Here is a 21,436-nt window from a genome sequence, read left to right on the forward strand (position 1 = left end):
CAGTGATCCGAAAGCGGACCCGATTTCAGTGTCTTAACAGGCGGCTCATGCTCCTCGGATTTGTAACCGACGAGGGTGACTATGTCAGATGAAGTGATCGCTACCCCGACGCCCCGCGAGCGCGTGCCCTGGAACAATGGCAGGCTGACAGGAGCAAAGCCGCCGCTGCGACCAAAACATGTCTGGTCGATCCGGACGAAGCTCCAGGTCGAAGGCCGAGTTCGCGACCTCGCGATGTTCAATTTGGCGATCGACAGCAAGCTTCTTGGCTGCGACGTCGTCGCCATCCGGGTCGAGGCAGTCAGTGACCGAGATAGCTGCGCCTCAGATCGGGATCGCGGGCGAGGTCGGCGGCGCTGCCGGACAGCGCGATGCGGCCGTTCTCCAGGACATAGGCGCGGTGCGCGATGGCGAGCGACTGCACGACGTTCTGTTCGACCAGCAGGATCGCGAGGCCCTGCCGGTTGAGCTGGCCGATCAGGCCGAACATTTCCTCGACGAGGAGCGGCGACAGGCCGAGCGAGGGTTCATCGAGGATCAGCAGCCGGGGCTCGCTCATCAGGCCGCGACCGATCGCGAGCATCTGCTGCTCGCCGCCCGACAGCGTCCCGGCCGACTGGGTCAATCGCTCGCGCAGGCGCGGGAAGATTCCGAGCACGCGCTCGAGGTTGGCGGCGCGGTTGGCCTTGCCGCGGCGATAGCTGCCGAGCTCGAGATTGTCGCGCACCGGCAGGTTGGGAAAGACGCGGCGGCCTTCCGGCACCTGCACGAGGCCTGTCTCGACGATGCGCATGGAGGAGGCGCCTGTGATCTCCGTGCCGTCGAACCGGATCGCGCCGCCGAACGGCCGATAGAGGCCCGAGACATTGTTGTTGAGCGTCGACTTGCCCGCGCCGTTGCTGCCCAGCAGCGCCACGATCTCGCCCGCGCCGACGGTGAGGTCGACGCCGCGCAGCACCTCGATGGCGCCATAGCCGGCGCGCAGGGCCGAGACTTCAAGCACGAAGCACCTTGGCGGCCCCATGGCCGAGATAGGCTTCGATGACGGCTTCGTTGTCGGCGATGGCAGCGGGCGTGCCCTCGGCGATCATGCGTCCCTGGTTCAGCACGTAGACGCGCTCGGCCAGCGAGGTCACGGCCTGCATGACGTGCTCGATCAGCAGGATGGTGACGCCGGAAGCGCGGATGTTCCGGATGACGCCCACGATCTCGACGATCTCGGTCGGGTTGAGCCCGGCCATCACCTCGTCGAGCAGCAGGAGCCGCGGTCCCGTCGCCAGGGCACGCGCGAGTTCGAGCCGCTTGCGGCCGGCGACAGTGAGGTCGGCGCCGCGCTGGTCGAGCTGGTCCGTCATGCCGACCAGGGCCGCCACGGCCTCGGCTTCGCGCGCGGCCAGGCGGCGGTCGGCGGTGCGGAAATAGGCGCCGACCATGATGTTCTCGCGCACGCTGATGCCGGCGAAGGGCTGCGTGATCTGGAAGGTGCGAACCATGCCGGTGGCGCAGATGCGATGCGGCGCCAGGCCGGTAATCGGCTTGCCTTCGAAGGAGACCGTGCCGGCATCGGGCCGGTGGAAGCCGGCAATGGTCGCGAACAGGGTCGTCTTGCCGGCGCCATTGGGGCCGATCAGGCCCACGATCTCGCCCGAGGCCACGTCGAGCGAGGCGCTGTCCACGGCCTTGAGGCCACCGAACGACTTCGAGATGTCGCGCACCTCAAGCATGGCGCGGCCTTCTCCGGAACAGGCTCATCAGCCCGTCGGGCAGGCGCGCCACGATCAGGATCAGCATGATGCCGTAGACGATCAGGCTGAGCGGCTGGACGTTCTTGAGGGCCGGCACGACGCTGGCCAGCCAGCGCGTCACCTCGTTGATGCCCATCAGGGTGAAGGAGCCGATCAGCGGCCCGAAGATCGTGCCCGCGCCGCCCACCATGCTGACCAGCAGCATCTCGACCGACTTGTCGACGCCGAAGGCGATGCCGGGGTCGATGTAGAGGTATTTCTGCGCATAGAAGGTGCCGCCGGCCGCGCACATCGCGCCGGACAGGGTGAGCACCTTCACCTTCTCGGCGAAGACGTCGATGCCCAGCGCCCGGGCCGCATCCTCGTTCTCGCGGATCGCCACCAGCCGGGCGCCGAAGCGGCTGCGCGTCAGCTGCCAGGCGATCAGCAGCGAGACGATGCAGAGCAGCAGGGCGAGATAGTAGATCCAGATCGGGTCCTTGAACTGGAAGTTGGCCGGTCGCGGGTCGGCCTTGATCAGCATGCCGAGCCCGCCCTTCGTGAAGGGCACGGAGTTGGCGAGGATTCGGAACACCTCCGCGAAAGCCAGCGTGATCAGCGCGAAATAGGAGCCGCGCAGTCCGGCGCGGAACGAGAGCACCGCGATCATCCACCCGACCGCGCCGCCCGCCGCCATCGCGACCGGCCAGGCGAGCCAGGGGTTCCAGCCGTAGGTCACCTGCAGGATGGTCGAGGTATAGGCGCCGGTGCCGAAGAACACGACATGCCCGAAGGAGGTCTGGCCGGCGAAGCCGCCGGCGATGTTCCACGACTGGCCGATGAAAGCGGTGAAGAAGACCAGCATGCCGATGGTGACGAGATAGTTCGGCACCAGCAGTGGATAGGCCACGGCCGCGGCGAGCCCGACGACGCAGAGGAGCACAGCGCGGCTCATGCCTTGCTCCCGAACAGGCCGGTCGGCTTCAGCAGCAGGATCAGGATGAAGATCAGCGAGATGCCGATCTGGCCGAGCTGCTCGCCCAGGAACAGGCCGCCCAGCGATTCGGTGATGCCGATGATGAAGCCGCCGACCGCCGCGCCCGCGAAGCTGCCCATGCCGCCCAGCACGACGATGGTGAAGGCCACGAGGACGAAGGCATGGCCCGACGACGGCGTCACGTAGTAGGTCGGCATCAAAAGGCACGCTGCGGCGCCGAGGCAGGCGATGCCGATGCCGTAGGAGACGGCGAAGACGTTCTCGACGTCGATGCCGACGAGCCGCGCGCCCTGCCTCTCCTTGGCGACGGCGCGGATCGCCTTGCCCATGTCGCTCTTTGCCATGTAGACGCCGAGCGCCGCGCAGATCACCAGCGAGGCCCCGAACGAGATGATCTTGGGCAGCGGCAGGAAGGCGGCGCCGATCTCGACGAAGGTGCCGGCGTAGGGCACGTCGATGGTCTGCGTGTCGCCGCCGAAGAACAGCAGCGCGACATTGTCGATCACGATCGAGAGGCCCAGCGTGATCAGCAGGATGTTCTCGTCGCGGCCGTGATTGTAGCGGCCGATCAGCAATCGGTAGAGGACGAAGCCGAAGCCGAAGGCGCCGGCGATGACCACCGGCAGGGCGGCGTAGGGATCGATGCCGATCAGCCGCCAGAGATAGAAGACGGCATACATGGCCAGCATCAGCAGGCTGCCATGGGCGAAATTGATGATGTGCAGGACGCCGTAGATCAGCGTCAGGCCGACGGCGACCAGAACGTAGATTCCGCCGGCCAGAAGGCCGTTCAGGACGCCCGCGAAGAGAAAGGCGGGATCGAACACGCCTTCAGAGTCTTTCGGCTTCGGGTTGAACCATATCCCTCATCCTGAGAGGCTGGCCGGAAATGAACTGAATCGATTCAAGCACTTACCTCATCCTGAGGAGCGCCGTCCCGCGGCGCGTCTCGAAGGATGGGCAACAGGCAAGGTGCGCGTTCCCACCCTTCGAGACGCATCGCTGCGCGATGCTCCTCTCTCCATGAACACATGGGTTGGGGTCATGGGGAGGCTTGGATCGGGACGAGTTGCTGACCGAACTGTTTGGCGAGACTGCGGAGGAGGCGTTGGACTAAGCCCCACACGATAACCTGTTCATGGTCCGTGGGCAGCGCCATCCGCGCTGGCGGCTCAGGGTGAGGTTTTCGGGGCTGTTCATAGCCTCTTGTTTTAGCTGCATTCATTTCGAGTCAGCCTCTGAGGAGGTCCGAAGCGCCGTCTCGAAGGATGGGCAGCAGACGCGGTGCTCGTGCCCACCCTTCGAGACGCTCACTGCGTTCGCTCCTCAGGGCGAGGTCCTCGTTGGAAAGTTCGATACGATTCAAATTCACCCGGAAGCCCTTAGAGCTTCGGCTTGGGGAACACCGCCTTGGCCGAGGCGAACTCCTCGGGTGCGATCACCTCGATGTCGCCCTTGAGCGACTGCATGGTCGCCGGCCGCCCGCCCTGGTTCTGGCCGTTGACGAACTTGGTCGGCCCATAGGGCATCAGCTCGGCCTTGAAGGTCGAGGCGGCCAGCGCCGCGATGAGCTTCTCCTTGTCGGCCGAACCGGCATTTTCCAGCGCGTCGACCAGCAGCATCACGTTGGTGTAGGTGAGATAGACCTCGAAGGTGAACAGCGCGCCGGTGGCCTCGACGCGCTTCTTCAGCGCCTGGGCCTGCGGGCTCTTCGGGTTGTACCAGTGGTTCACGTCCATCATGTACTGGGAGACGTCGGGCATCTCCTTGACGAACTTGTAGTTGAAGCCGCCGCCCAGGATCGAGAAGAAGCCCGCGACGTTCACCTTCTGCTGGTAGAGCGTGCGCGCCAGCAGCATGTATTCGTTGCCGTAGTTCGACATCATGACGATATCGGGCGCCAGCGAGCGGATGCGCAGCGCAATGTTGTCGAAGTTGCGCGTGGGATTGTCGTGGGCGATCAGCTCCTTCGCCGCGATGCCGATCGAGGGCAGCTTGGTGGACAGCAGTTTGGCCGTGCCGGTACCGAATTCGCCCGATTCGTGGACGATCACGGCGGTCTTGGCGACGCCGTTGGCGGCCTTGTTCAGCGCTCCCAGGGAGGCGATGCCGTCGTCGACGCAGACGCCAAAGCCCGGCTTCAGGCGGAACACGTTCTTGAGGCCGCGGTTCATCAGCAGGTCGGAGGCGCCGACATCGACCAGGAAGGGCGTGCCGTACTTGGCGGCGGCCTGGCTGGCGGCGATGCCGACCGGGCTCTGGAAGCAGCCGATATAGGCGGCCACACCCTGCTCGTTCATCTTCTCGACTTCGCTGACGCCGACCTCGACCTTGGACTGGCTGTCGCCCAGCAGCGCTTCGAGTTTTGCGCCGCCCATCGCCTTGATGCCGCCCGCCTTGTTCACGTCCTCGATGGCCATCGTGCCGCCGAGCCGGCTCTGCTGGCCGTTGTAGGCGACGAAGCCGGTGACGGGATGGATCATGCCGACCTTCACGGCGGCCGGCTGGGCGCCGACCAGCCCGGGTGCGCCGATCGCTCCGGACGCCAGCACGGTGCCACCCGCGATGAAGGTCCGACGCGAAACCCCAGACTTCCGTTGCTTGGTCACGAAAACCTCCCGGCAGATCAACGAGGGAAGATCGAGCGTATGTCGGCGATGCTATCCAATTCCAGAATCTTCTTCCGCATTTCGTCGGCGACTTCGTGAGGCAACATCCGTGCCGTCAGAGAGAAGTACTTTCCCGTGAGCTCGTCGCGCGAGTAGGGATCCTGGTCGTCGCCGCGATTGGCCTCGACGGCGGCGGACAGCGTGCGGCCATCGCGCAGGCGGACATCGACCCGGGCCGGGCGGAACTGCGGCAGCCTGGCCGTCATCGCCTCGTCCTCGGTCACGAAGACGCGCTTGGCGAAGGCCTGCACCTTCTCGTCGCGCAGGGCGTCCCAGGTGAAGTTCTCGACCCGCGAGGAGCCGCGCACGAGGCGCGTGGCCACGGCGAACGGCACCGAGAACTTGCCGGCCAGCGTGTTGCGTGGCGCCTGGTCGTCGAGCTCGGCGGCATAGAGATAGCTGGCCACATCCACGCGCTCGACCGCGTCCGCAGCGACCGCTTCCTGCGCCAGCAGGAGGTCGAGTGCATCGAGCGCGCCGTGATTGTAACGGCAGCAGGAATGGAGCTTGAAATAGTTCTGGTCGATCTGCCAGTCGCGGCCGAGCCCGTCGATCATGCGCGTCGTGTCGAAGCGCTCCGACACGACCCTGCCGAACACGCTGGACAGCCCGTCGCGCTCGCCGATGAAGCCCGTTTCGACGAGGTCGATCGCCATGAGCGCCATGCGGTTCGAGATGCCGGCATAGGCGTTCCTCACCGTGCCGCCCTCCAGCATCGTGCGCTTGGAGCTGGCGAGCGTCAGCGAGGAGGCGACGTTGATCGTCTCGCGGATCCGCGCCGCGTCGTAGCCGAGCAGCTTCGCGACGGCGGCCGCGGCGCCCACCGTGCCCCAGGTGCCGTGCGGGTGCATGTCGGGCCGCAGGGAGGCCGCGATGCCGATGCGCGCGCCGACCTCGTAACCCAGGATCAGCGCCTCCATTGCCGCCTTGCCGGAGAGGCCCTTGATCTCGGCCATCGCCCAGACGGCGGGCAGGGCATGGATCGAGGGATGGCCCTTGGCGAAGCGGTTGCCCTCGTCCATTTCGAGGAAGGTTCCGGCGGTGCCGTTCAGGAAGGCGGCGGCGGCCGACACGGCCGTCTTGCCGGTGCCCATCACGGAGGCCTCGCCGACCGGGCTGACCGTGAGCCTGGCCGTCAGCGCCTGCATTTCGGGTTCGGCCGCGCCGCCCACGATGGCCCCGATGGTGTCGAGGATGACGTAGGAGGTCTGCTCGACCGTGGCGGGCTTCAGCGTCTCCAGACGGAAGTCCGCGATGAACTCCGCGAGCGTATCGAGCCAGAACCTGGTCACGCTTCAGCCCATCATCGTTTCGCGATAGTGCCTGGCCACCTCGCCCGGCGTCGCCTGCCAGATATTGCCGAACCGTTCGACGCGTCGCAGCGCCTCGTCGAGATACTTGATGCGATGCGCCATGCCCATCAGCCAGGGATGGATCGACAGGTTGAACACCTGTCCGCCCTCGTGATGCAGCAGCTCGAAGGCATCGCCCACGATGTCGGGATAGCGCGCGGTGTTGATGCGCCGCAGCCAGAGCTGCTGCACGTCGTCCCACTCAGGCTGGTTGGGCAGCGAGACGAACTTCCGGCCGTCGCCGACATGCATCGGATAGGGCTGGTCGTCGTTGGGCCAGTCGAGAACGTAGTCGAGGCCGGCCTCGGCCAGCAGCTTCGGCGTGCGCTGGCTCTCGCCATATTCCTGGCCAAGCCAGCCCTTGGGCGCCGCGCCGGTCGCCTTCTCGAGGGCGGCGATCGAGGTTGCGATCTCGGCTTTCTCCTCGGCCTCGCTCATCTTCGAGCTGATCATGCGATTGGCCGAGACGCCGTGGCCGATGATCTCGTAGTTCCGCTTGCGGAACTGCTCCATGAGGAACGGATAGCGTTCGGCCGCCATTGCATTGACCGCCACGCCGGCCCGGATCTGGTAGCGATCCAGCACGTCGAGGACTCGGAAGATGCCGGTGCGGTTGCCGTATTCGCGCTGCGTCCAGGTGCGGTAGTCGGGATGGTAGGTGCCGAACTCACCGGTGAAGCGGCTGTCCTTCACGATGCCCTCGGGCGGCAGCAGCTCGTAATATTCCAGATGCAGCACGACGTAGAAGGCCACTCGGGCATTGCGCGGCCAGTTGAGCTTGGGCCGCTTCGGATAGGGGGCGTAGTCGTACCAGGGATTGTCCATCCCGGCGGGCAGCGGCGGCGGGTTCTTGGGAACGGTGCTCATGTCAGGCGTCCTTCCCGAGATGCTGCTGGTAGGGTTTCAGCCCGTTCGCGACGTACCAGTCGAGGATCTCCTCGGCGGTGCAGACCCAGGCATCCTTGTGCTGGCGGATGTAGGACAGCGCGCGGTCGAGATGCTTCAGCCGGTGCGGTGCCCCCATCATGTAGGGATGCAGCGCGAGGCACATGACGCGGCCGTTCTCGCCGCCCTCGCGATAGACCGTGTCGAAATGGTCGATGATCATCTGGGCGAATTCCTCGGCCTCGACCGGCTGGCGGTAGATCATCGCGTCGTTGAGATCCATCGAGTAGGGGACGTGGATCAGCGGGCCGTGCTTGGTTGCGAGCGGCGTCGGCTGGTCGTCGTGATAGAAGTCGCAGAAATACTCGAGGCCGGCTTCCTTCACGAGGTCGGGCGTGTTCAGCGTGTTGGAGACCGCCGGCGAGAACCAGCCGCGCAGCTTGCGGCCGGTGAGGCGCAGGTGCGTCGCCTTGCTGTGCTCGATGACCTCGCGCTCCTCCTGCTCGCTGTAGCCCCAGTGATAGCGCGTGTTGAAGTAGCCGTGGCTCATATATTCCCAGCGGCGCGCTTCCATCGCCTCGAGGATCTCGGGATACATCTCGATCACCGACATCGAGAGCGAGACGGTGCAGCGGATGCTGTGCTTGTCCAGCACCTCGAACATGCGCCACAGCCCGACCCGGTTGCCGTAGTCGCGGCCGCCATAGCCCAGCACGTCGGGGTGCGGCATGCGCGGCCACGGGTTGCGCACACGGACCTCGGCCGGGAGGTATTCGTAGTGCTCGATGTTGGGACAGACCCAGACCGCGACCCTCGCATTGTTGGGCCAGGAAAGCTTCGGCCGTTCGACGATGGGGGAATAGCCGAAACGATAGGGGTCCATCCGGGGACTTTCTTTCTTGGGTTGGCATGCGGAGTGCAACACGTGTTGCGTTGTACTTCAACGCCCAGCATCCTGTTCGCATGGCGGATAACGTTCGTTTCACCCTCAACGACAGTCAGGTGGAGATCGTCGGCATCCCGCCGATGACCACCCTGCTCGACTGGCTGCGCGACCATCGCGGCCTGCGCGGGACCAAGGAGGGCTGCGCAGAGGGCGATTGCGGCGCCTGCACCGTGGTTCTGGAGCGCGAGGGCCGCCGCGACGCGGTCAATTCCTGCATCGTCCTGCTGGGCCAGCTCGACGGCCAGTCGGTGCGCACGGTCGAAGGGCTGAGGGGCGTCGACGGTGGGCCGCACCCGGTCCAGACCGCGATGGCCGAGGCCGATGCCACGCAATGCGGATTCTGCACGCCGGGCTTCGTCATGTCGGCCGTGGCCTACGCCAGCGGCGGCGGGACCGCGGATCCGGATGCGATCCACGATGCGCTGGCCGGCAATCTGTGCCGCTGCACCGGCTACCGGCCGATCGTCGAGGCGATGACGCGGATCGCCGGCCTGGCCGTCGAGCCGCCGCCCGCGCCGCTTGCATCGCCGCGCACGCAGTCGACCACATTCGAGGGCGTCTTCTTTGTCCCGCGCAGCCTCGAGGAGCTCCTGGCCCTGCGGGCCGCCCATCCCGAGGCGCGGCTGCTGGCCGGCGGCACCGATCTCGGCCTGCTGGCGAGCCGCGAGCGCAAGCCCCCGGAGGCCGTGATCCACCTCCTGCACGTGCCCGAGCTGGCCGCGATCTCTGCGACCGCGGACAAGATCACCATAGGCGCCGCTGCGACCTACACCGATGCGGCACCGACCCTGATCGAGGCCTTTCCCGCCTTGCGCCCGTATCTCTCGCGGCTGGGGTCGCGGCAGATCCGCAACATGGGCACGATCGGCGGCAATATCGGAACGGCCTCGCCGATCGGCGACATGCCGTCGGCGCTGCTGGCGCTGGAAGCCAGCCTGACGCTGGTCTCGCGGCGGGGCGCGCGCGACGTCCTGCTCGACGATTTCTTCCTCGACTATCGCAGGACGGCGCTGGCGCCCGACGAGATCATCCAGAGTCTCTCGATGCCGCGCCTGTGGGAGGGCGAGACCTTCCACTGCGACAAGGTGAGCAAACGCCGCGACCAGGACATCTCGACCGTCGCCGGCGCCTACCGCGTGCGCATCCGCAACGGCAAAATCGAGGATGCGCGGCTGGCGTTTGGCGGCATGGCGGCAACCCCGCGCCGGGCGCCTGCGGCCGAGGCGGCCCTGCTGAAGGACGGTTTTGCGGCCGCCATTGCCGCCATCGGGAAGGACTTCAAGCCGCTCGACGACTGGCGCGGCTCGGCCGCCTATCGACGGCAGGTCGCGGCCAACCTGCTGCGGCGGCTGGAGCTGCGCCTGGCCGAGCCGGGGCGCGTGCTGGAGGTCGAGGCGCTGTGAGCGGCAAGGTCCACGTCGCGCGACGCCACGACAGCGCGCTGAAGCACGTCACGGGACAGGCGCTCTATATCGACGACATGCCCGAGCCGCCGGGCACGCTGCATGCAGCCCTGGTGCTGAGCACGGTCGCCTGCGGACGACTCGTGAAGACCGATTTCTCCGCAGCGTCGGCAATGCCGGGCGTGGTGGCGGTGCTGGGCCCCCAGGATATTCCCGGGCGAAACGACATCGCGGCCATCGGCAGGAACGAGCCGCTGTTCGCCGTCGACCGGATCGAGTTCGCGGGCCAGACCCTGGCGATGGTCGTTGCCGAGACCCTCGATGTCGCGCGGGCCGCCGCCGAAAAGGCCGTCGTCGAGATCGAGGCCGAGGAGCCGGTCCTCGACATCGCGACGGCACTGGCCCGCGAATCCTATGTGCAGGCGCCGGCCACGATCCTGCGCGGCGATCCGGAGACGACGCTGGCCGCCGCGCCGCATCGCCTCACCGCCGAATTCAGCGTCGGCGGGCAGGAGCATTTCTACCTCGAGGGCCAGATCGCCTTCGCGCTGCCCGGCGAGGATGGCGACATCACCGTCCATTCCTCGACCCAGCATCCGACCGAGGTCCAGCATGTCTGCGCCCGGCTACTCGGCTGGGACTTCAACCGCGTGACGGCGGTCGTTCGGCGTCTGGGCGGTGGCTTCGGTGGCAAGGAGAGCAATGCCACCTGGGTCGCGGCCGCGGCAGCCGTCGCGGCGAACCATACCGGCCGGCCGGTGAAGCTTCGCCTGCCGCGCGAGGTCGACATGCTGACGACCGGCAAGCGCCATGGCTTCGACTACCGCTACACGGTGGGCTTCGACAATGAAGGCCGCGTGCTGGCGCTTGACGCCGTGCTCGCGGCCGATGCCGGCTGGAGTCTCGACATGACTCCCGGCGTCGTGACGCGGGCGCTCACCCATACGGACAACGCCTACTGGATCCCGCATTTCCGGGCCGTGGGCTATGCCTGCCGCACCAACAAGCAGTCGAACACGGCGTTCCGCGGCTTCGGCGGACCGCAGGGCGTCGTGATGATGGAGGATGCGCTCGACCGGATCGCGCTCCATCTGGGGCGCGATCCGGTCGAGGTGCGCGCGCTCAACTTCTATGCCGAGGGCCGGGACGAAACGCCTTACGGCCAGACGGTCGACGAGAATCATCTGGAGCGCTGCTGGGCCGAAGTGAAGGCCGGCGGCGAACTGGAGCGGCGGCGGGCCGAGATCGATGCCTTCAATGCGGCCAACCCCGTGCTGAAGCGCGGGCTGGGACTCTTTCCGCTTAAGTTCGGCATCTCCTTCAACCTGCCGCACATGAACCAGGCGGGCGCGCTGGTGCATGTTTATACCGACGGGTCGATCCGCCTGAACCATGGCGGCACCGAGATGGGGCAGGGGCTGTTCATCAAGGTGGCCCAGGTGGTGGCCGAAGTGTTCCAGGTCGATGTCGACCGCATCCGGCCGTCCGCCACCTCGACCGCCGAGGTGCCCAACACCTCGGCGACTGCGGCCTCGACGGGCTCGGACCTCAACGGATGGGCGGCGTGGGAGGCGGCGAACACGATCCGCGGGCGCATGGTGGCCTTTGCCGCCGAGCATTTCGGCGTGGCCGAAGCCGACATCGAATTCGCCGACGGCAACGTGCGCATCGCCAAGCCCGGCAGCAACCAGGTGCTGAGCTTCGGCGAGCTCGCCCGGCTGTGTTGGCTGGGTCGCGTTTCGCTCTCCTCGACCGGCTACTACAAGACGCCCAGAATCCATTGGGATCCGGCCACGATGCGCGGCCGGCCGTTCTTCTACTTCTCCTTTGGCGCCGCGATGGCGGAGGTCGCGATCGACACGCTGACCGGCGAGAGCCGCGTACTGCGCGCCGACCTCGTCCAGGATTGCGGCCAGTCGCTCAATCCCGCGATCGACCTCGGCCAGATCGAGGGCGCCTTCGTGCAGGGCCAGGGCTGGTTCACCTGCGAGGAACTGTGGTGGGACGCCAAGGGCCGGCTGCGCACGGCGGGTCCGTCGACCTACAAGATCCCCGGCAGCCGCGACGTGCCGCCGGTGTTCAATGTCAGGCTGCTCGAGAACGCGCCCTCGCGCGAGGCGACGATCTTCCGCTCCAAGGCGGTGGGTGAGCCGCCGCTGATGCTCGCGACTGCGGTCTGGACAGCCCTCAAGGACGCGATCGGCGCGGCGGGCAACGGCAAGGTGCCGGTGCGGCTCGACGCGCCGGCTACGCCCGAGCGCGTGCTCGCGGCGGTCGAGCAGGTTCGGCGGGAGACCCGAACAGCCGCTCCATGAGCTGGACCAGGGTACGGTCCATCTCGCGGCGTGCGGCCTTTTCGTCCGTGGCTTCGGCGACCCACAGAGCGGCTTCGTTGAAGGCGCCGGAGAGAAGGAACGTGACCGGCTCGACGCCGAGGCCCGGATTCGGATGCGCCGCCAGCACCGCCGCCACGCCCTCGCGCAGCGAGCGCAGCCCATGCGGCGCATCGATCTCGCGCCAGCGATGCCAGCCCAGCACGGCGGGCGCATCGATCAGGTAGATGCGGCGCACGGCGGGATCGAGGCAGGCATCGAGGAAGGCGCGCGTGCCCTCGATCAGCGCCTGCAGCGGATCGCCGACGGGCTCGGCCCTCTTGTCGATCGCCGCCGCGATCTCGCGCGCCACCTCTTCCACGATGGCCTCGAACACCGCGCGCTTGTCCTTGAAGTGATAGTAGAGCGCCCCGCGCGTCACCTCGGCCCGCTGCACGATCTCCTCGGTCGCCGCCGCATCGTAGCCGGAGGCGGCGAAGATCAGCCGGGCTTCCCGCAGCAACGTCGCGCGCGTGACGGCCAGCCGCTCCGCCTGCGTTCGCGGTCTTGACATACATACATCCTGTATCTAAATCGTTCACATACTGATTGTATGTAAATGGCCGGAGAGGAGAGGGCAATGCAGCTCAGGGAATTCTACACCGTGCTCTGCACCGACGACGTCGCCGGCACCGCCGCGTTTTGGGAGAAGCATTTCGGCTTCCGCCGCGCCTTCGAGTCGGATTGGTACGTCCATCTCACCAGCAGGGACTCGGACAAGGCGAACCTCGCCATCCTCGACTATCGCCACGAGACGATCCCCGCGCCGTTCCGGCGGAAGGCATCGGGTGTGCTGGTGAACGTCGAGGTCGACGATGTCGATGCGCTCTATGCCCAGGCGCAGGCGGCGGGACTGAAGATTCACCTGCCGCTGCGCGACGAACCTTTCGGCCAGCGGCACTTCATCACCGAGGATCCCAACGGCATCGCCATCGACGTCATCAAGCCGATTCAGCCGAGCGCCGAGTTCGCCCAGCAATACGCGCCGGACTCGCTGCCACGTTGATCGATGGATAAGGTGTCGCCCGATTTTGAAGCTTTCGGGAGGACAAGATGGACGTACGTATGGATGGCCGCGTGGCCGTGATCACCGGCGCGAGCACGGGCCTGGGCCTCGCCATGGCCAAGGAGTTCGCGGCGTCGGGCGCGTCGGTCGCACTGCTGGCGCGCAAGCAGGACGCGCTGGCTGCCGCGAAGGCCGAGGTGCAGAAGGCGGCGGGCAAGGCCAATATCAAGATCGAGGCCTATTCCTGCGACGTCGCGAAGGCCGCGCCGATCGCCGACACGTTCAAGAAGATCGAGGCCGAGTTCGGCAAGGTCGACATCGTCGTGAACAATGCCGGCATCAGCCACGCCAAGTCGTTCGAGACCGTGACCGACGAGGACTGGCAGGGCGACCTCGACCTCAAGCTGTTTGCCGCCATCCGTCTCAGCCGCGCGGCGATCCCCGGCATGCGCGAGCGCAAGTGGGGCCGCATCGTCAACGTGCTGAACATCGGCGCCAAGGCGCCGACCGCCAACTCGACGCCGACCAGCGTCAGCCGCGCCGCGGGCCTCGCCCTCACCAAGGCGATGAGCCAGGAACTCGCCAAGGACAACATCCTCGTCAACGCGATGCTCGTGGGCCTCATCGAGAGCGACCAGTGGGCGCGCCGCCACAAGACCGCGGCGGGCGAGGGCAAGACCTATGAGGAATTCCTGGCCGGCATGGCCAAGGGCCGCATCCCGCTCGGCCGCATGGGCAAGGCCGAGGAATTCGCCCGCATGGCCTGCTTCCTCTGCTCCGACGCCGGCTCCTTCATCACCGGCGTCGCCATCAACGTCGACGGCGGCGCCAGCCCGGTGGTCTAGCGACAGTCAGCACCAACCTCATGCTGAGGAGGCTGCCCCTCGAGTACCTCGGGGTAAACTCCGCAGCCGTCTCGAAGCATGGGCACGAGCACTGCGCCTGTTGCCCACCCTTCGAGACGCGGTCCTGCGGACCGCTCCTCAGGGTGAGGTCGTTTTTGATCGGGGCGAGAAGGTCCTAGAAGTCCTTCGACAGAAAGTAGCGTGTGTTGCCAGGTGGGTAGTCGGGGATTTCCCCGAACACACGGTAACCGTTGCGCTCGTAGACGCGCCTCGCTTCGGCGCTGAATGTTTCGAGCCAGGCGCCGATGCAATTGCGGCGCTTCGCTTCGGCTTCGGCCTGTTGCAGCAGCTTTGAGCCGAGTCCCCTGCCGCGCAAAGATTCGGGGATGAACAGCAGCTCGACGAACATTCGGCGAAAGCCGGTGCGGCCATAGAGGCCGCCGAGCAATGTCCCGTCCCTCGATCGAATCGTGATCGCGAGCGGTGCGCCGTCAATCGGGCCGAGCAGCGCGGTGTTGAAGGCACGCAACCCCTTGCCCAGCTCGTCACGCATATCGGCAGGCGGCGCATCGGTCAGGGCAATTTCGAAATCGATGTCGGTCACGTGATCGCCTTTAACGCCGGTTCCCCGGCGGCGTCACGTTCCAGTGGCGGCGCAGCTCGTCGAGATCGTGCTCGACCCAGTCCCAGACGTTCCACGTCGGATCGAACAGGTCGACCGTCATCTCGGCGCCGCGCGCCCAGGCGTGCCAGAACTCGTCGGGATCGAGGCCGCCCTTGCCGGCGTGGCCCACGTCGTTCAGCTGCTCGCCGAAGTGAAAGAAGAAGATCACCGGCAGGATGTGGCCGCTCATCGGATTGATCGGATGCATGCCGGCCGTGAAGGTCGAGACGAGGAGCTCGCCGCGCGCGCTGGTGTCGTAGCCCGAGATCACGTGCGTCGAATCGTGCGCCGTGCCGAAGGCGGCGTTGAGCGCCGCCGGATCGCCGGGGAAGGGATAGCCGTTCGCCTTGTCGAAATCCCACAGGGCCTTGCCGAAACTGTTCTGCGGCAGACGGCCCAGCGCCTCGTAGCGCGCGACCAGCGTCGGATCGGCATTGGCGCCGGCGTACGGCCGGATCCAGATGTCGGGATCGAGCCCTTCAGAGGATCGGCTGAGTACGCTGTCGAAATTCTTGCGCCACATGTCGGCGGTGGCCCAGGCGAGATGTCCCGAGGCCGCTTCGACGAGGTCGGTGAGATAGTCGGCCTCGATGTCGAGGGCGCGGGAATATTCCAGCACGCGCCTGAGCTTGCCGCGATCGAGCGTGCCGTCGACCATTGCCATGACGGCGAGATACTTCACCGCCTCCTCCGCCAGCGCGCGGTCCGGCAGCGCCGCGACGAGGTCGGCCGGCTCGACCGCGGGAAGCGTGCCGAGATCGGTGAGGCCGCGGCGGCGCAGCAGATAGTGCCCCGCCGCCAGGATGCTCGCCGTGTCGGCGTAGCTGAGCGCCCGCCCGCCGGCCAGCGCCACCTGACGCATGGCGCCCAGGATGGCGTCGCTCTCGCGAGGACCGACGGCGCGCACGCGCTTTAGCGGATCGGCTCGAGGATGCTCACATAGTTGGCGACGGCGGCGCCGCCCATGTTGAACACGCCGCCCAGCTTCGCCTTGGGCAGTTGCAGGCCTTCCGGCGCGGTGCCCGAGAGCTGCATCGCCGACATCACGTGCATGCTGACGCCGGTGGCGCCGACCGGATGGCCCTTGGCCTTGAGGCCGCCCGAGACGTTGACCGGCAGCTTGCCGTCGCGCTCGACCCAGCCTTCGTGGATGGCGCGCTCGCCTTCGCCCGGCGCCGTGAGGCCCATCGCCTCGTACTCGATCAGCTCGGCCGAGGTGAAGCAGTCGTGGCTCTCGACGAAGGAGAGGTCGAGCAGGTCGAGATGCGCCGACTTCAGCGCCCGCTGCCAGGCGAGCTGCGGCCCCTCGAACTTGATGATGTCGCGGCGGCTCATCGGCAGGAAATCGTTGACGTGCTCGGCGGCACGGAAGGCGATCGCCTGTTTCATTCCGAGCGCCGTGCCGACATCGGTCAGGATCACCGCCGCCGCACCGTCCGTGACGGGCGAGCAGTCTGTGCGCTTCAGCGGGCCGGCGACGAAGGGGTTCTTGTCCGACGGCGTGCGGCAGAACTCGTAGGCGAACTCCTTCTGGAAGTGCGCATAGGGATTCTTGGCGCCATTCTGGGCGATGCAAGAGCCTCCGCGCGGTCAGCGCGGCGCCCAAATTCCGCCGCGCGGCGGGTGTTGACTGCGCCCCTCAACCGGAGCCTCACTGGTATATGGCCGCCTCCCTTCCGCCGCCCGAACAGACGACACAAGAGCAGCCGGCGCCGCGCTGGCCCTGGATCATGGGCGGGCTGCTGGGCGGGTTCTTCCTGCTCGCCGCTGGGCTGGGGCTGGGCTGGTACCTCTTCTACCGACCGATCGTGAACGTGGCGGTCCAGCTGCCGGCGCCGCCGGCGCCCCCCGCGCCGGCCGGTCCCGACGCCGCGCAGGTGAAGGCGCTGGAAGAGCAGATCGAGAAGCAGAAGCTCGCGAACAGGCAGATCGAGGATCAGATCGCGACCTTGAAGGAGCGTCTCCGCGCCGACGTCTGCACCGCAAAGGATCCGGCCGGCAAGGCGGCACCCGCCGCGCCGCCCGCGCCAGCCGGCCAGAAGACCTGATTCTCGAACCCAAACGTAACAAAAGAATCGTTGCTCAAGACAAGAGCGAGCTTCACTGTCGCCTGAGTGTTCAAGACATCGGGGCGAGGGAGCGTGAGGCTGGCTGTAACTCGATGGTGGGGAGCGGCGTTCGCGGCCGGCTTGGCCGTCTTGACGGGCGCCTGCGACCTCAGGCATGCAGCCGTGATCGATCCGAAGGGTCCGATCGCGCTCGCTGAGCGGAATCTGCTGTTCGACGCCTTCTGCGTGATGATGATCGTGGTCGTTCCGGTCATCGTCCTGACCCTGTGGTTCGCCTGGAGGTATCGCGCCTCCAACACAAAGGCCGTCTACGCGCCGACCTGGGCCAACTCGGTCAAAATCGACGCCCTCACCTGGCTGATCCCGGCCGTCATCGTCATTGCTGTCGCAGTCCTGCTGTGGCGCGCCACGCACCGGCTCGATCCCTATCGTCCGCTGGAATCCAAGGAGCCCCCGATCGACGTCCAGGTCGTGGCCCAGGACTGGAAGTGGCTGTTCATCTATCCCGAGCAGGGCATCGCCGTCGTTAACCAGCTCGTCTTTCCGGCGGGCCGACCGGTCAGCCTGCGCATCACCTCCGACACGGTGATGAATTCCTTCTACGTGCCGCAGCTCGCCGGCCAGATCTACGCCATGGCCGGCATGCAGACGCGGCTGCAGATGCTGGCCGACCAGCCCGGCACCTTCGTCGGCCGCAACAGCCAGTACAGCGGCGGCGGCTACTCGCAGCAGCATTTCGAGGTCAAGGCCATGAACCAGGCGGACTTCGACGCCTGGGTGGCACGTGCCAAACAGGGCGGCACGAGGCTCGACGCCACGACCTATCCCGCCCTGGCGGCCCAGAGCCGCGCCAACCCCATCACCTACTATTCGACGGTCGAGCCCAAGCTGTTCGACTCGATCATCGACAAATACAGGCACAGCGGCCACGCGCACTCCGCGCCGGTCCGGAGATAGCGGATGTTCGGCAAACTGACGATCGAGGCCCTGCCGCTCTACAGCCCCATCGCCGCGGGCGGCGCTGCCGTGACCGTGGGCGGCGCGCTGCTGGTGGCCATCGTGCTCACCTACCTGAAGGCCTGGAAGTATCTCTGGACCGACTGGCTGACCAGCGTCGACCACAAGCGCATTGGCATCATGTACGTCGTGCTGGCGCTGATCATGCTGCTGCGCGGCTTCGTCGACGCCCTGATGATGCGCGCCCAGCAGGCGATGGCGCTGAATTCCGGCGGCTACCTGCCGCCCGAGCATTTCGACCAGATCTTCAGCTCGCACGGCACCATCATGATCTTCTTCATGGCGATGCCGTTCATGACGGGGTTGATGAACGTCATCGTGCCGTTGCAGATCGGCACGCGCGACGTGGCCTTCCCGTGGCTGAACGCGGTCAGCCTGTGGCTGAGCGCGGCGGGCGCAGCGCTGGTCATGGTCTCGCTGGTGATCGGCAAGTTCTCGACCGCGGGCTGGACCGGCTATCCGCCCTATTCGGGCATCGAGTATAATCCCGGCGTCGGCGTCGACTACTGGATCTGGGCGATCCTGATATCGGGCGTCGGCTCGACGATGTCGGGCATCAACTTCATCGTGACGATCCTGAAGCGCCGCGCGCCGGGCATGACCCTGATGCGCATGACGCCCTTCGTGTGGACCGCGCTCGTCGCCTCGGTGCTGATGGCCTTCGCCTTCCCGGCCATCACCGTGGCCTGCGGCCTGCTCGCCCTCGACCGCCTCGCCGGCATGCACTTCTTCACGAATGCGCATGGCGGCAACATGATGAACTACGTCAACCTGTTCTGGATCTGGGGCCATCCGGAAGTCTACATCCTGATCCTGCCGGCCTTCGGCATCTTCTCCGAGGTCGTGTCGACCTTCTCGCGCAAGCGCCTGTTCGGCTACGAATCGCTGGTCTATGCGACGGCGGCGATCGGCATCCTGTCCTTCACCGTCTGGCTGCACCATTTCTTCACCATGGGCTCCAGCGCCAACGTCAACGCCTTCTTCGGCGTCATGACCATGATCATCGCCGTGCCCACGGGCGTGAAGGTGTTCAACTGGCTGCTGACCATGTATCGCGGCCGCATCGAGTTCCACCCGTCGATGATGTGGAGCATCGGCTTCATCGTGACCTTCGTCATCGGCGGCATGACCGGCGTGCTGCTGGCCATCCCGCCGGCCGACTTCCTGATGCACAACACGACCTTCCTGGTCGCGCACTTCCACAACATGATCATCCCCGGCGTGCTGTTCGGCTACCTCGCCGGCTACATGTACTGGTTCCCCAAGGCCTTCGGCTTCGCCTTCCATCGTGGCTGGGGCCTCGGCGCCTTCTGGTGCTGGATCATCGGCTTCTATCTCGCCTTCATGCCGCTCTACCTGCTCGGCCTGAAGGGCATGCCGCGCCGCATGGAGACCTACAACGATCCGACCTGGCAGCCCTATCTGCTGGTCGCGGCGTCCGGTGCGCTGGTCGTCCTGTGCGGCATCGGCTGCATGGTGATGCAGCTCTATGTCTCGATCCGCGACCGCGCCAAGACGCGCGACCTCACCGGCGATCCGTTCGACGGCCGCACCCTGGAATGGTCCACCTCGTCGCCGCCGCCGCCGTACAATTTCGCGGTGATCCCGACGGTGGGCGACCGCGAGGCCTTCCTCGAGATGAAGGAGAAGGGCATCGCCTACCGGCGGCCGGCCGCCTACGAGCCGATCCGCATTCCGTCCAACACGCCGATCGGCGTGATCCTGGGCGCCTTCGGCTTCGTCCTGGGCTTCGCCATGGTCTGGCACATCTGGTGGCTGGTGCTGGCCTCGGGCCTCGTCCTGTTCGCCGCCGTGATCGTCCGCTCCTCCAATGACGACCAGGAGTTCACGATGTCGGCGGCCGAGGTGAAGGCGATCGAGGATCAGCGCTACCGGCAGCTGGGGAGCCGCTCATGAGCGTCGCCCCCATGAGTGCGCCCTCCATGACGGCCCACGAGCGCGAGGAAATCGAGACCCACGAGCAGCGGGCGCTGGGCTTCTGGCTCTACCTGATGGGCGATGCCGTGATCTTCGCCCTGCTGTTCGCGACCTACGCGATCATGATCCCCGGCACGGACGGCGGTCCCACCGGCAAGGAACTCTTCGAACTCGACAACGCCGCCATCGAGACGGCGCTGCTGCTGGTTTCCAGCATGACCTTCGGCTTCGCCAGCCTGCAGGTGAAGGCGGGCAATCGCGGCGCCGTGCTGCTGTGGCTCGCCATCACGTTCGTGCTGGGCGCGGCCTTCGTGTTCCTCGAGGTGCGCGAGTTCGCCGGCATGATCGCCAAGGGCGCCGGTCCCGACCGCAGCGGCTTCCTCTCGGCCTTCTTCACCCTGGTGGGGACGCACGGCGTCCATGTCACCATGGGCCTGATCTGGATCGTGGTGCTGGGCGCCCAGGTCGCGTTGAAGGGTCTCACCCTGCCCGTCGCCTCGAGGCTCTACCGGCTCGGCCTCTTCTGGCATTTCCTCGACATCGCCTGGGTCGGCATCTTCTCCATCGTCTACCTGCCGGGACTGCTGTGATGGAACACCAACCCCCTCACGCCCTTCGCTCCTACCTGATCGGCTTCGTGCTGGCCGTCATCCTGAGCGCCGTTCCGTTCTGGCTGGTCTACACCCATGCCCTGCCGCCGCAGCGCACCTTGCTCGTCATCGGCATCGCCGCGGTGCTGCAGGTGCTGGTCCATCTGCGCTTCTTCCTGCACATCAACTTCACCACCACGCCGCGCGAGAACATCCTGGCGCTGGTCTTCACCTGCATCCTGCTGTTCATCATGGTGGGCGGCAGCTTCTGGATCATGTTCGACCTGCACACCCGCATGATGACCTAGCCTGCGGTTGCGACGGATGGCGCAGGTCAAGTCGAAGATGACGCCGATCCTGGCGTGGGAGTGGATCCTGGTCCTCTCGCCCATACCGGCTATGGTGCTTGCCTATATCGTCCTGGCGAACACCGCCCTGGCGGAGGGAGCGGTCGGCTTCACGGACAAGGCGCTCGACGGCCTGTGCGCCTCGGGCCTGCCGGCCTTCTGGTGCCGCATCGCCAAGCCTGCGACCCTATTGACGGCCGTGCAGTTCCTGAGCTTCCTCTGGTTCGTGGCGATGTCCGCCTACCTGTTCTGGCGGGTGCGCTTCGGGCCCTATGCCAAGCCGGCGAACTACGTGCCGGGCGCCGCCTCGTTCTTCGAGATGGCGAGTTGGGCGGTGATCTGGCTGATCATGCTGACCGGCGGCCAGGTCTTTCCCTATCGCGGCGCGGCGCTCGAGGAGCCCAGCCTGCTGTTCGGTATGCTGGGCCTCAGCCTCGGCCTGCTGTCGCTGCGCATGCTGGCGGTCAGCCTGAGGTTCCGTCAGTAGCGTCTTTCCGGGCGAAATTGAATCGAGTCGATCCCAACAATCACCTCACCCTGAGGAGCGAACGCAGAGAACGTCTCGAAGGGTGGGCACGAGCCCCCGTTTGTTGCCCATCCTTCGAGACGCCG

The 21,436-nt window shown here is 66.4% G+C and carries 21 protein-coding genes and 2 pseudogenes; 11 read left to right on the forward strand and 12 right to left on the reverse strand.

The window, feature by feature from the left end:
* Positions 1–81 precede the first annotated feature (81 nt).
* Positions 82–303: pseudogene (locus Q7V45_RS13455) on the forward strand (integrase); the annotation flags it as partial.
* Here Q7V45_RS13455 and Q7V45_RS13460 read toward each other — a convergent pair.
* The 8 genes from Q7V45_RS13460 to Q7V45_RS13495 all read right to left on the reverse strand — a co-directional run bounded on the left by Q7V45_RS13460 (position 302) and on the right by Q7V45_RS13495 (position 8,510).
* The gene (locus Q7V45_RS13460; protein ID WP_304852749.1) at positions 302–1,003 is read right to left on the reverse strand and encodes an ABC transporter ATP-binding protein; all 702 of its coding nucleotides are present in this window, start codon (positions 1,001–1,003) and stop codon (positions 302–304) included. The pseudogene Q7V45_RS13455 and the gene Q7V45_RS13460 sit on opposite strands and share 2 nt — an antisense overlap.
* The gene (locus tag Q7V45_RS13465) at positions 996–1,724 is read right to left on the reverse strand and encodes an ABC transporter ATP-binding protein (RefSeq protein ID WP_304852751.1); all 729 of its coding nucleotides are present in this window, start codon (positions 1,722–1,724) and stop codon (positions 996–998) included. The genes Q7V45_RS13460 and Q7V45_RS13465 overlap by 8 nt, the downstream gene beginning before the upstream one ends.
* Entirely contained in the window at positions 1,717–2,679 is a 963-nt protein-coding gene (locus tag Q7V45_RS13470; RefSeq protein WP_304852754.1) for a branched-chain amino acid ABC transporter permease, read from the reverse strand. The genes Q7V45_RS13465 and Q7V45_RS13470 overlap by 8 nt, the downstream gene beginning before the upstream one ends.
* The gene (locus Q7V45_RS13475) at positions 2,676–3,548 is read right to left on the reverse strand and encodes a branched-chain amino acid ABC transporter permease (protein WP_304852756.1); all 873 of its coding nucleotides are present in this window, start codon (positions 3,546–3,548) and stop codon (positions 2,676–2,678) included. The genes Q7V45_RS13470 and Q7V45_RS13475 overlap by 4 nt, the downstream gene beginning before the upstream one ends.
* A gap of 555 nt (positions 3,549–4,103) precedes the next feature.
* Positions 4,104–5,330, reverse strand: coding sequence for an ABC transporter substrate-binding protein (locus Q7V45_RS13480; protein WP_304852758.1), 1,227 nt, complete (start codon positions 5,328–5,330; stop codon positions 4,104–4,106).
* Between the two features lie 17 nt (positions 5,331–5,347).
* Positions 5,348–6,682 (reverse strand): MmgE/PrpD family protein, encoded by a 1,335-nt coding sequence (locus Q7V45_RS13485; protein WP_304852761.1) that lies wholly within the window; start codon positions 6,680–6,682, stop codon positions 5,348–5,350.
* Between the two features lie 3 nt (positions 6,683–6,685).
* Complete coding sequence (locus Q7V45_RS13490; RefSeq protein ID WP_304852763.1) at positions 6,686–7,609, reverse strand: polysaccharide deacetylase family protein; 924 nt, start codon at positions 7,607–7,609, stop codon at positions 6,686–6,688.
* Between the two features lies 1 nt (position 7,610).
* On the reverse strand, positions 7,611–8,510 hold the full coding sequence (locus Q7V45_RS13495) for a polysaccharide deacetylase family protein (protein ID WP_304852765.1): 900 nt from the start codon (positions 8,508–8,510) through the stop codon (positions 7,611–7,613).
* 80 nt (positions 8,511–8,590) lie between these two features.
* On the opposite strand from Q7V45_RS13495, the gene xdhA reads away from it, so the two are divergent.
* Together xdhA and xdhB are read left to right on the forward strand one after the other, a co-directional pair.
* Positions 8,591–9,976, forward strand: a complete 1,386-nt coding sequence (gene xdhA, locus Q7V45_RS13500; RefSeq protein WP_304852767.1) for a xanthine dehydrogenase small subunit — start codon at positions 8,591–8,593, stop codon at positions 9,974–9,976.
* Positions 9,973–12,291 carry a xanthine dehydrogenase molybdopterin binding subunit gene (xdhB, locus tag Q7V45_RS13505; RefSeq protein WP_304852769.1) on the forward strand — a complete coding sequence of 773 codons (2,319 nt, stop codon included), beginning with the start codon at positions 9,973–9,975 and terminating at the stop codon, positions 12,289–12,291. The genes xdhA and xdhB overlap by 4 nt, the downstream gene beginning before the upstream one ends.
* Here the strand turns inward: xdhB and Q7V45_RS13510 are convergent.
* Complete coding sequence (locus Q7V45_RS13510) at positions 12,224–12,862, reverse strand: TetR/AcrR family transcriptional regulator (RefSeq protein WP_304852771.1); 639 nt, start codon at positions 12,860–12,862, stop codon at positions 12,224–12,226. The genes xdhB and Q7V45_RS13510 overlap by 68 nt on opposite strands.
* A gap of 66 nt (positions 12,863–12,928) precedes the next feature.
* Between Q7V45_RS13510 and Q7V45_RS13515 the strand changes: the two genes are divergently transcribed.
* Together Q7V45_RS13515 and Q7V45_RS13520 are read left to right on the forward strand one after the other, a co-directional pair.
* Entirely contained in the window at positions 12,929–13,354 is a 426-nt protein-coding gene (locus Q7V45_RS13515) for a VOC family protein (protein WP_304852774.1), read from the forward strand.
* Between the two features lie 47 nt (positions 13,355–13,401).
* Entirely contained in the window at positions 13,402–14,199 is a 798-nt protein-coding gene (locus tag Q7V45_RS13520) for an SDR family NAD(P)-dependent oxidoreductase (RefSeq protein WP_304852776.1), read from the forward strand.
* Positions 14,200–14,374: 175 nt separating this feature from the next.
* Here the strand turns inward: Q7V45_RS13520 and Q7V45_RS13525 are convergent, their stop codons facing one another.
* The 3 genes and pseudogenes from Q7V45_RS13525 to Q7V45_RS13535 form a co-directional block, all read right to left on the reverse strand.
* Positions 14,375–14,803 carry an N-acetyltransferase gene (locus Q7V45_RS13525; RefSeq protein ID WP_304852778.1) on the reverse strand — a complete coding sequence of 143 codons (429 nt, stop codon included), beginning with the start codon at positions 14,801–14,803 and terminating at the stop codon, positions 14,375–14,377.
* Between the two features lie 10 nt (positions 14,804–14,813).
* On the reverse strand, positions 14,814–15,770 hold the full coding sequence (locus Q7V45_RS13530; protein ID WP_304852780.1) for a hypothetical protein: 957 nt from the start codon (positions 15,768–15,770) through the stop codon (positions 14,814–14,816).
* 5 nt (positions 15,771–15,775) lie between these two features.
* Positions 15,776–16,429, reverse strand: a pseudogene (locus Q7V45_RS13535) (thiolase domain-containing protein); the annotation flags it as partial.
* Between the two features lie 95 nt (positions 16,430–16,524).
* On the opposite strand from Q7V45_RS13535, the gene Q7V45_RS13540 reads away from it, so the two are divergent.
* The 6 genes from Q7V45_RS13540 to Q7V45_RS13565 all read left to right on the forward strand — a co-directional run bounded on the left by Q7V45_RS13540 (position 16,525) and on the right by Q7V45_RS13565 (position 21,311).
* Positions 16,525–16,911 (forward strand): hypothetical protein, encoded by a 387-nt coding sequence (locus tag Q7V45_RS13540; protein ID WP_304852782.1) that lies wholly within the window; start codon positions 16,525–16,527, stop codon positions 16,909–16,911.
* A gap of 93 nt (positions 16,912–17,004) precedes the next feature.
* Entirely contained in the window at positions 17,005–17,889 is an 885-nt protein-coding gene (gene cyoA, locus Q7V45_RS13545) for a ubiquinol oxidase subunit II (RefSeq protein ID WP_304852784.1), read from the forward strand.
* Between the two features lie 3 nt (positions 17,890–17,892).
* The gene (cyoB, locus tag Q7V45_RS13550; protein ID WP_304852786.1) at positions 17,893–19,866 is read left to right on the forward strand and encodes a cytochrome o ubiquinol oxidase subunit I; all 1,974 of its coding nucleotides are present in this window, start codon (positions 17,893–17,895) and stop codon (positions 19,864–19,866) included.
* Positions 19,863–20,477: a cytochrome o ubiquinol oxidase subunit III gene (cyoC, locus tag Q7V45_RS13555; RefSeq protein WP_304852788.1), complete on the forward strand. Its 615-nt coding sequence runs from the start codon at positions 19,863–19,865 to the stop codon at positions 20,475–20,477. The genes cyoB and cyoC overlap by 4 nt, the downstream gene beginning before the upstream one ends.
* A complete protein-coding gene (gene cyoD / locus Q7V45_RS13560) occupies positions 20,477–20,785 on the forward strand; it encodes a cytochrome o ubiquinol oxidase subunit IV (RefSeq protein ID WP_304852791.1) in 309 nt (102 codons plus the stop codon). Before cyoC ends, cyoD begins: the two co-directional genes overlap by 1 nt.
* 16 nt (positions 20,786–20,801) lie before the next feature.
* Entirely contained in the window at positions 20,802–21,311 is a 510-nt protein-coding gene (locus Q7V45_RS13565; RefSeq protein ID WP_304852793.1) for a hypothetical protein, read from the forward strand.
* Positions 21,312–21,436: the final 125 nt, after the last annotated feature.

Source organism: Reyranella sp. (genome assembly GCF_030651995.1).
GTDB lineage: Bacteria > Pseudomonadota > Alphaproteobacteria > Reyranellales > Reyranellaceae > Reyranella.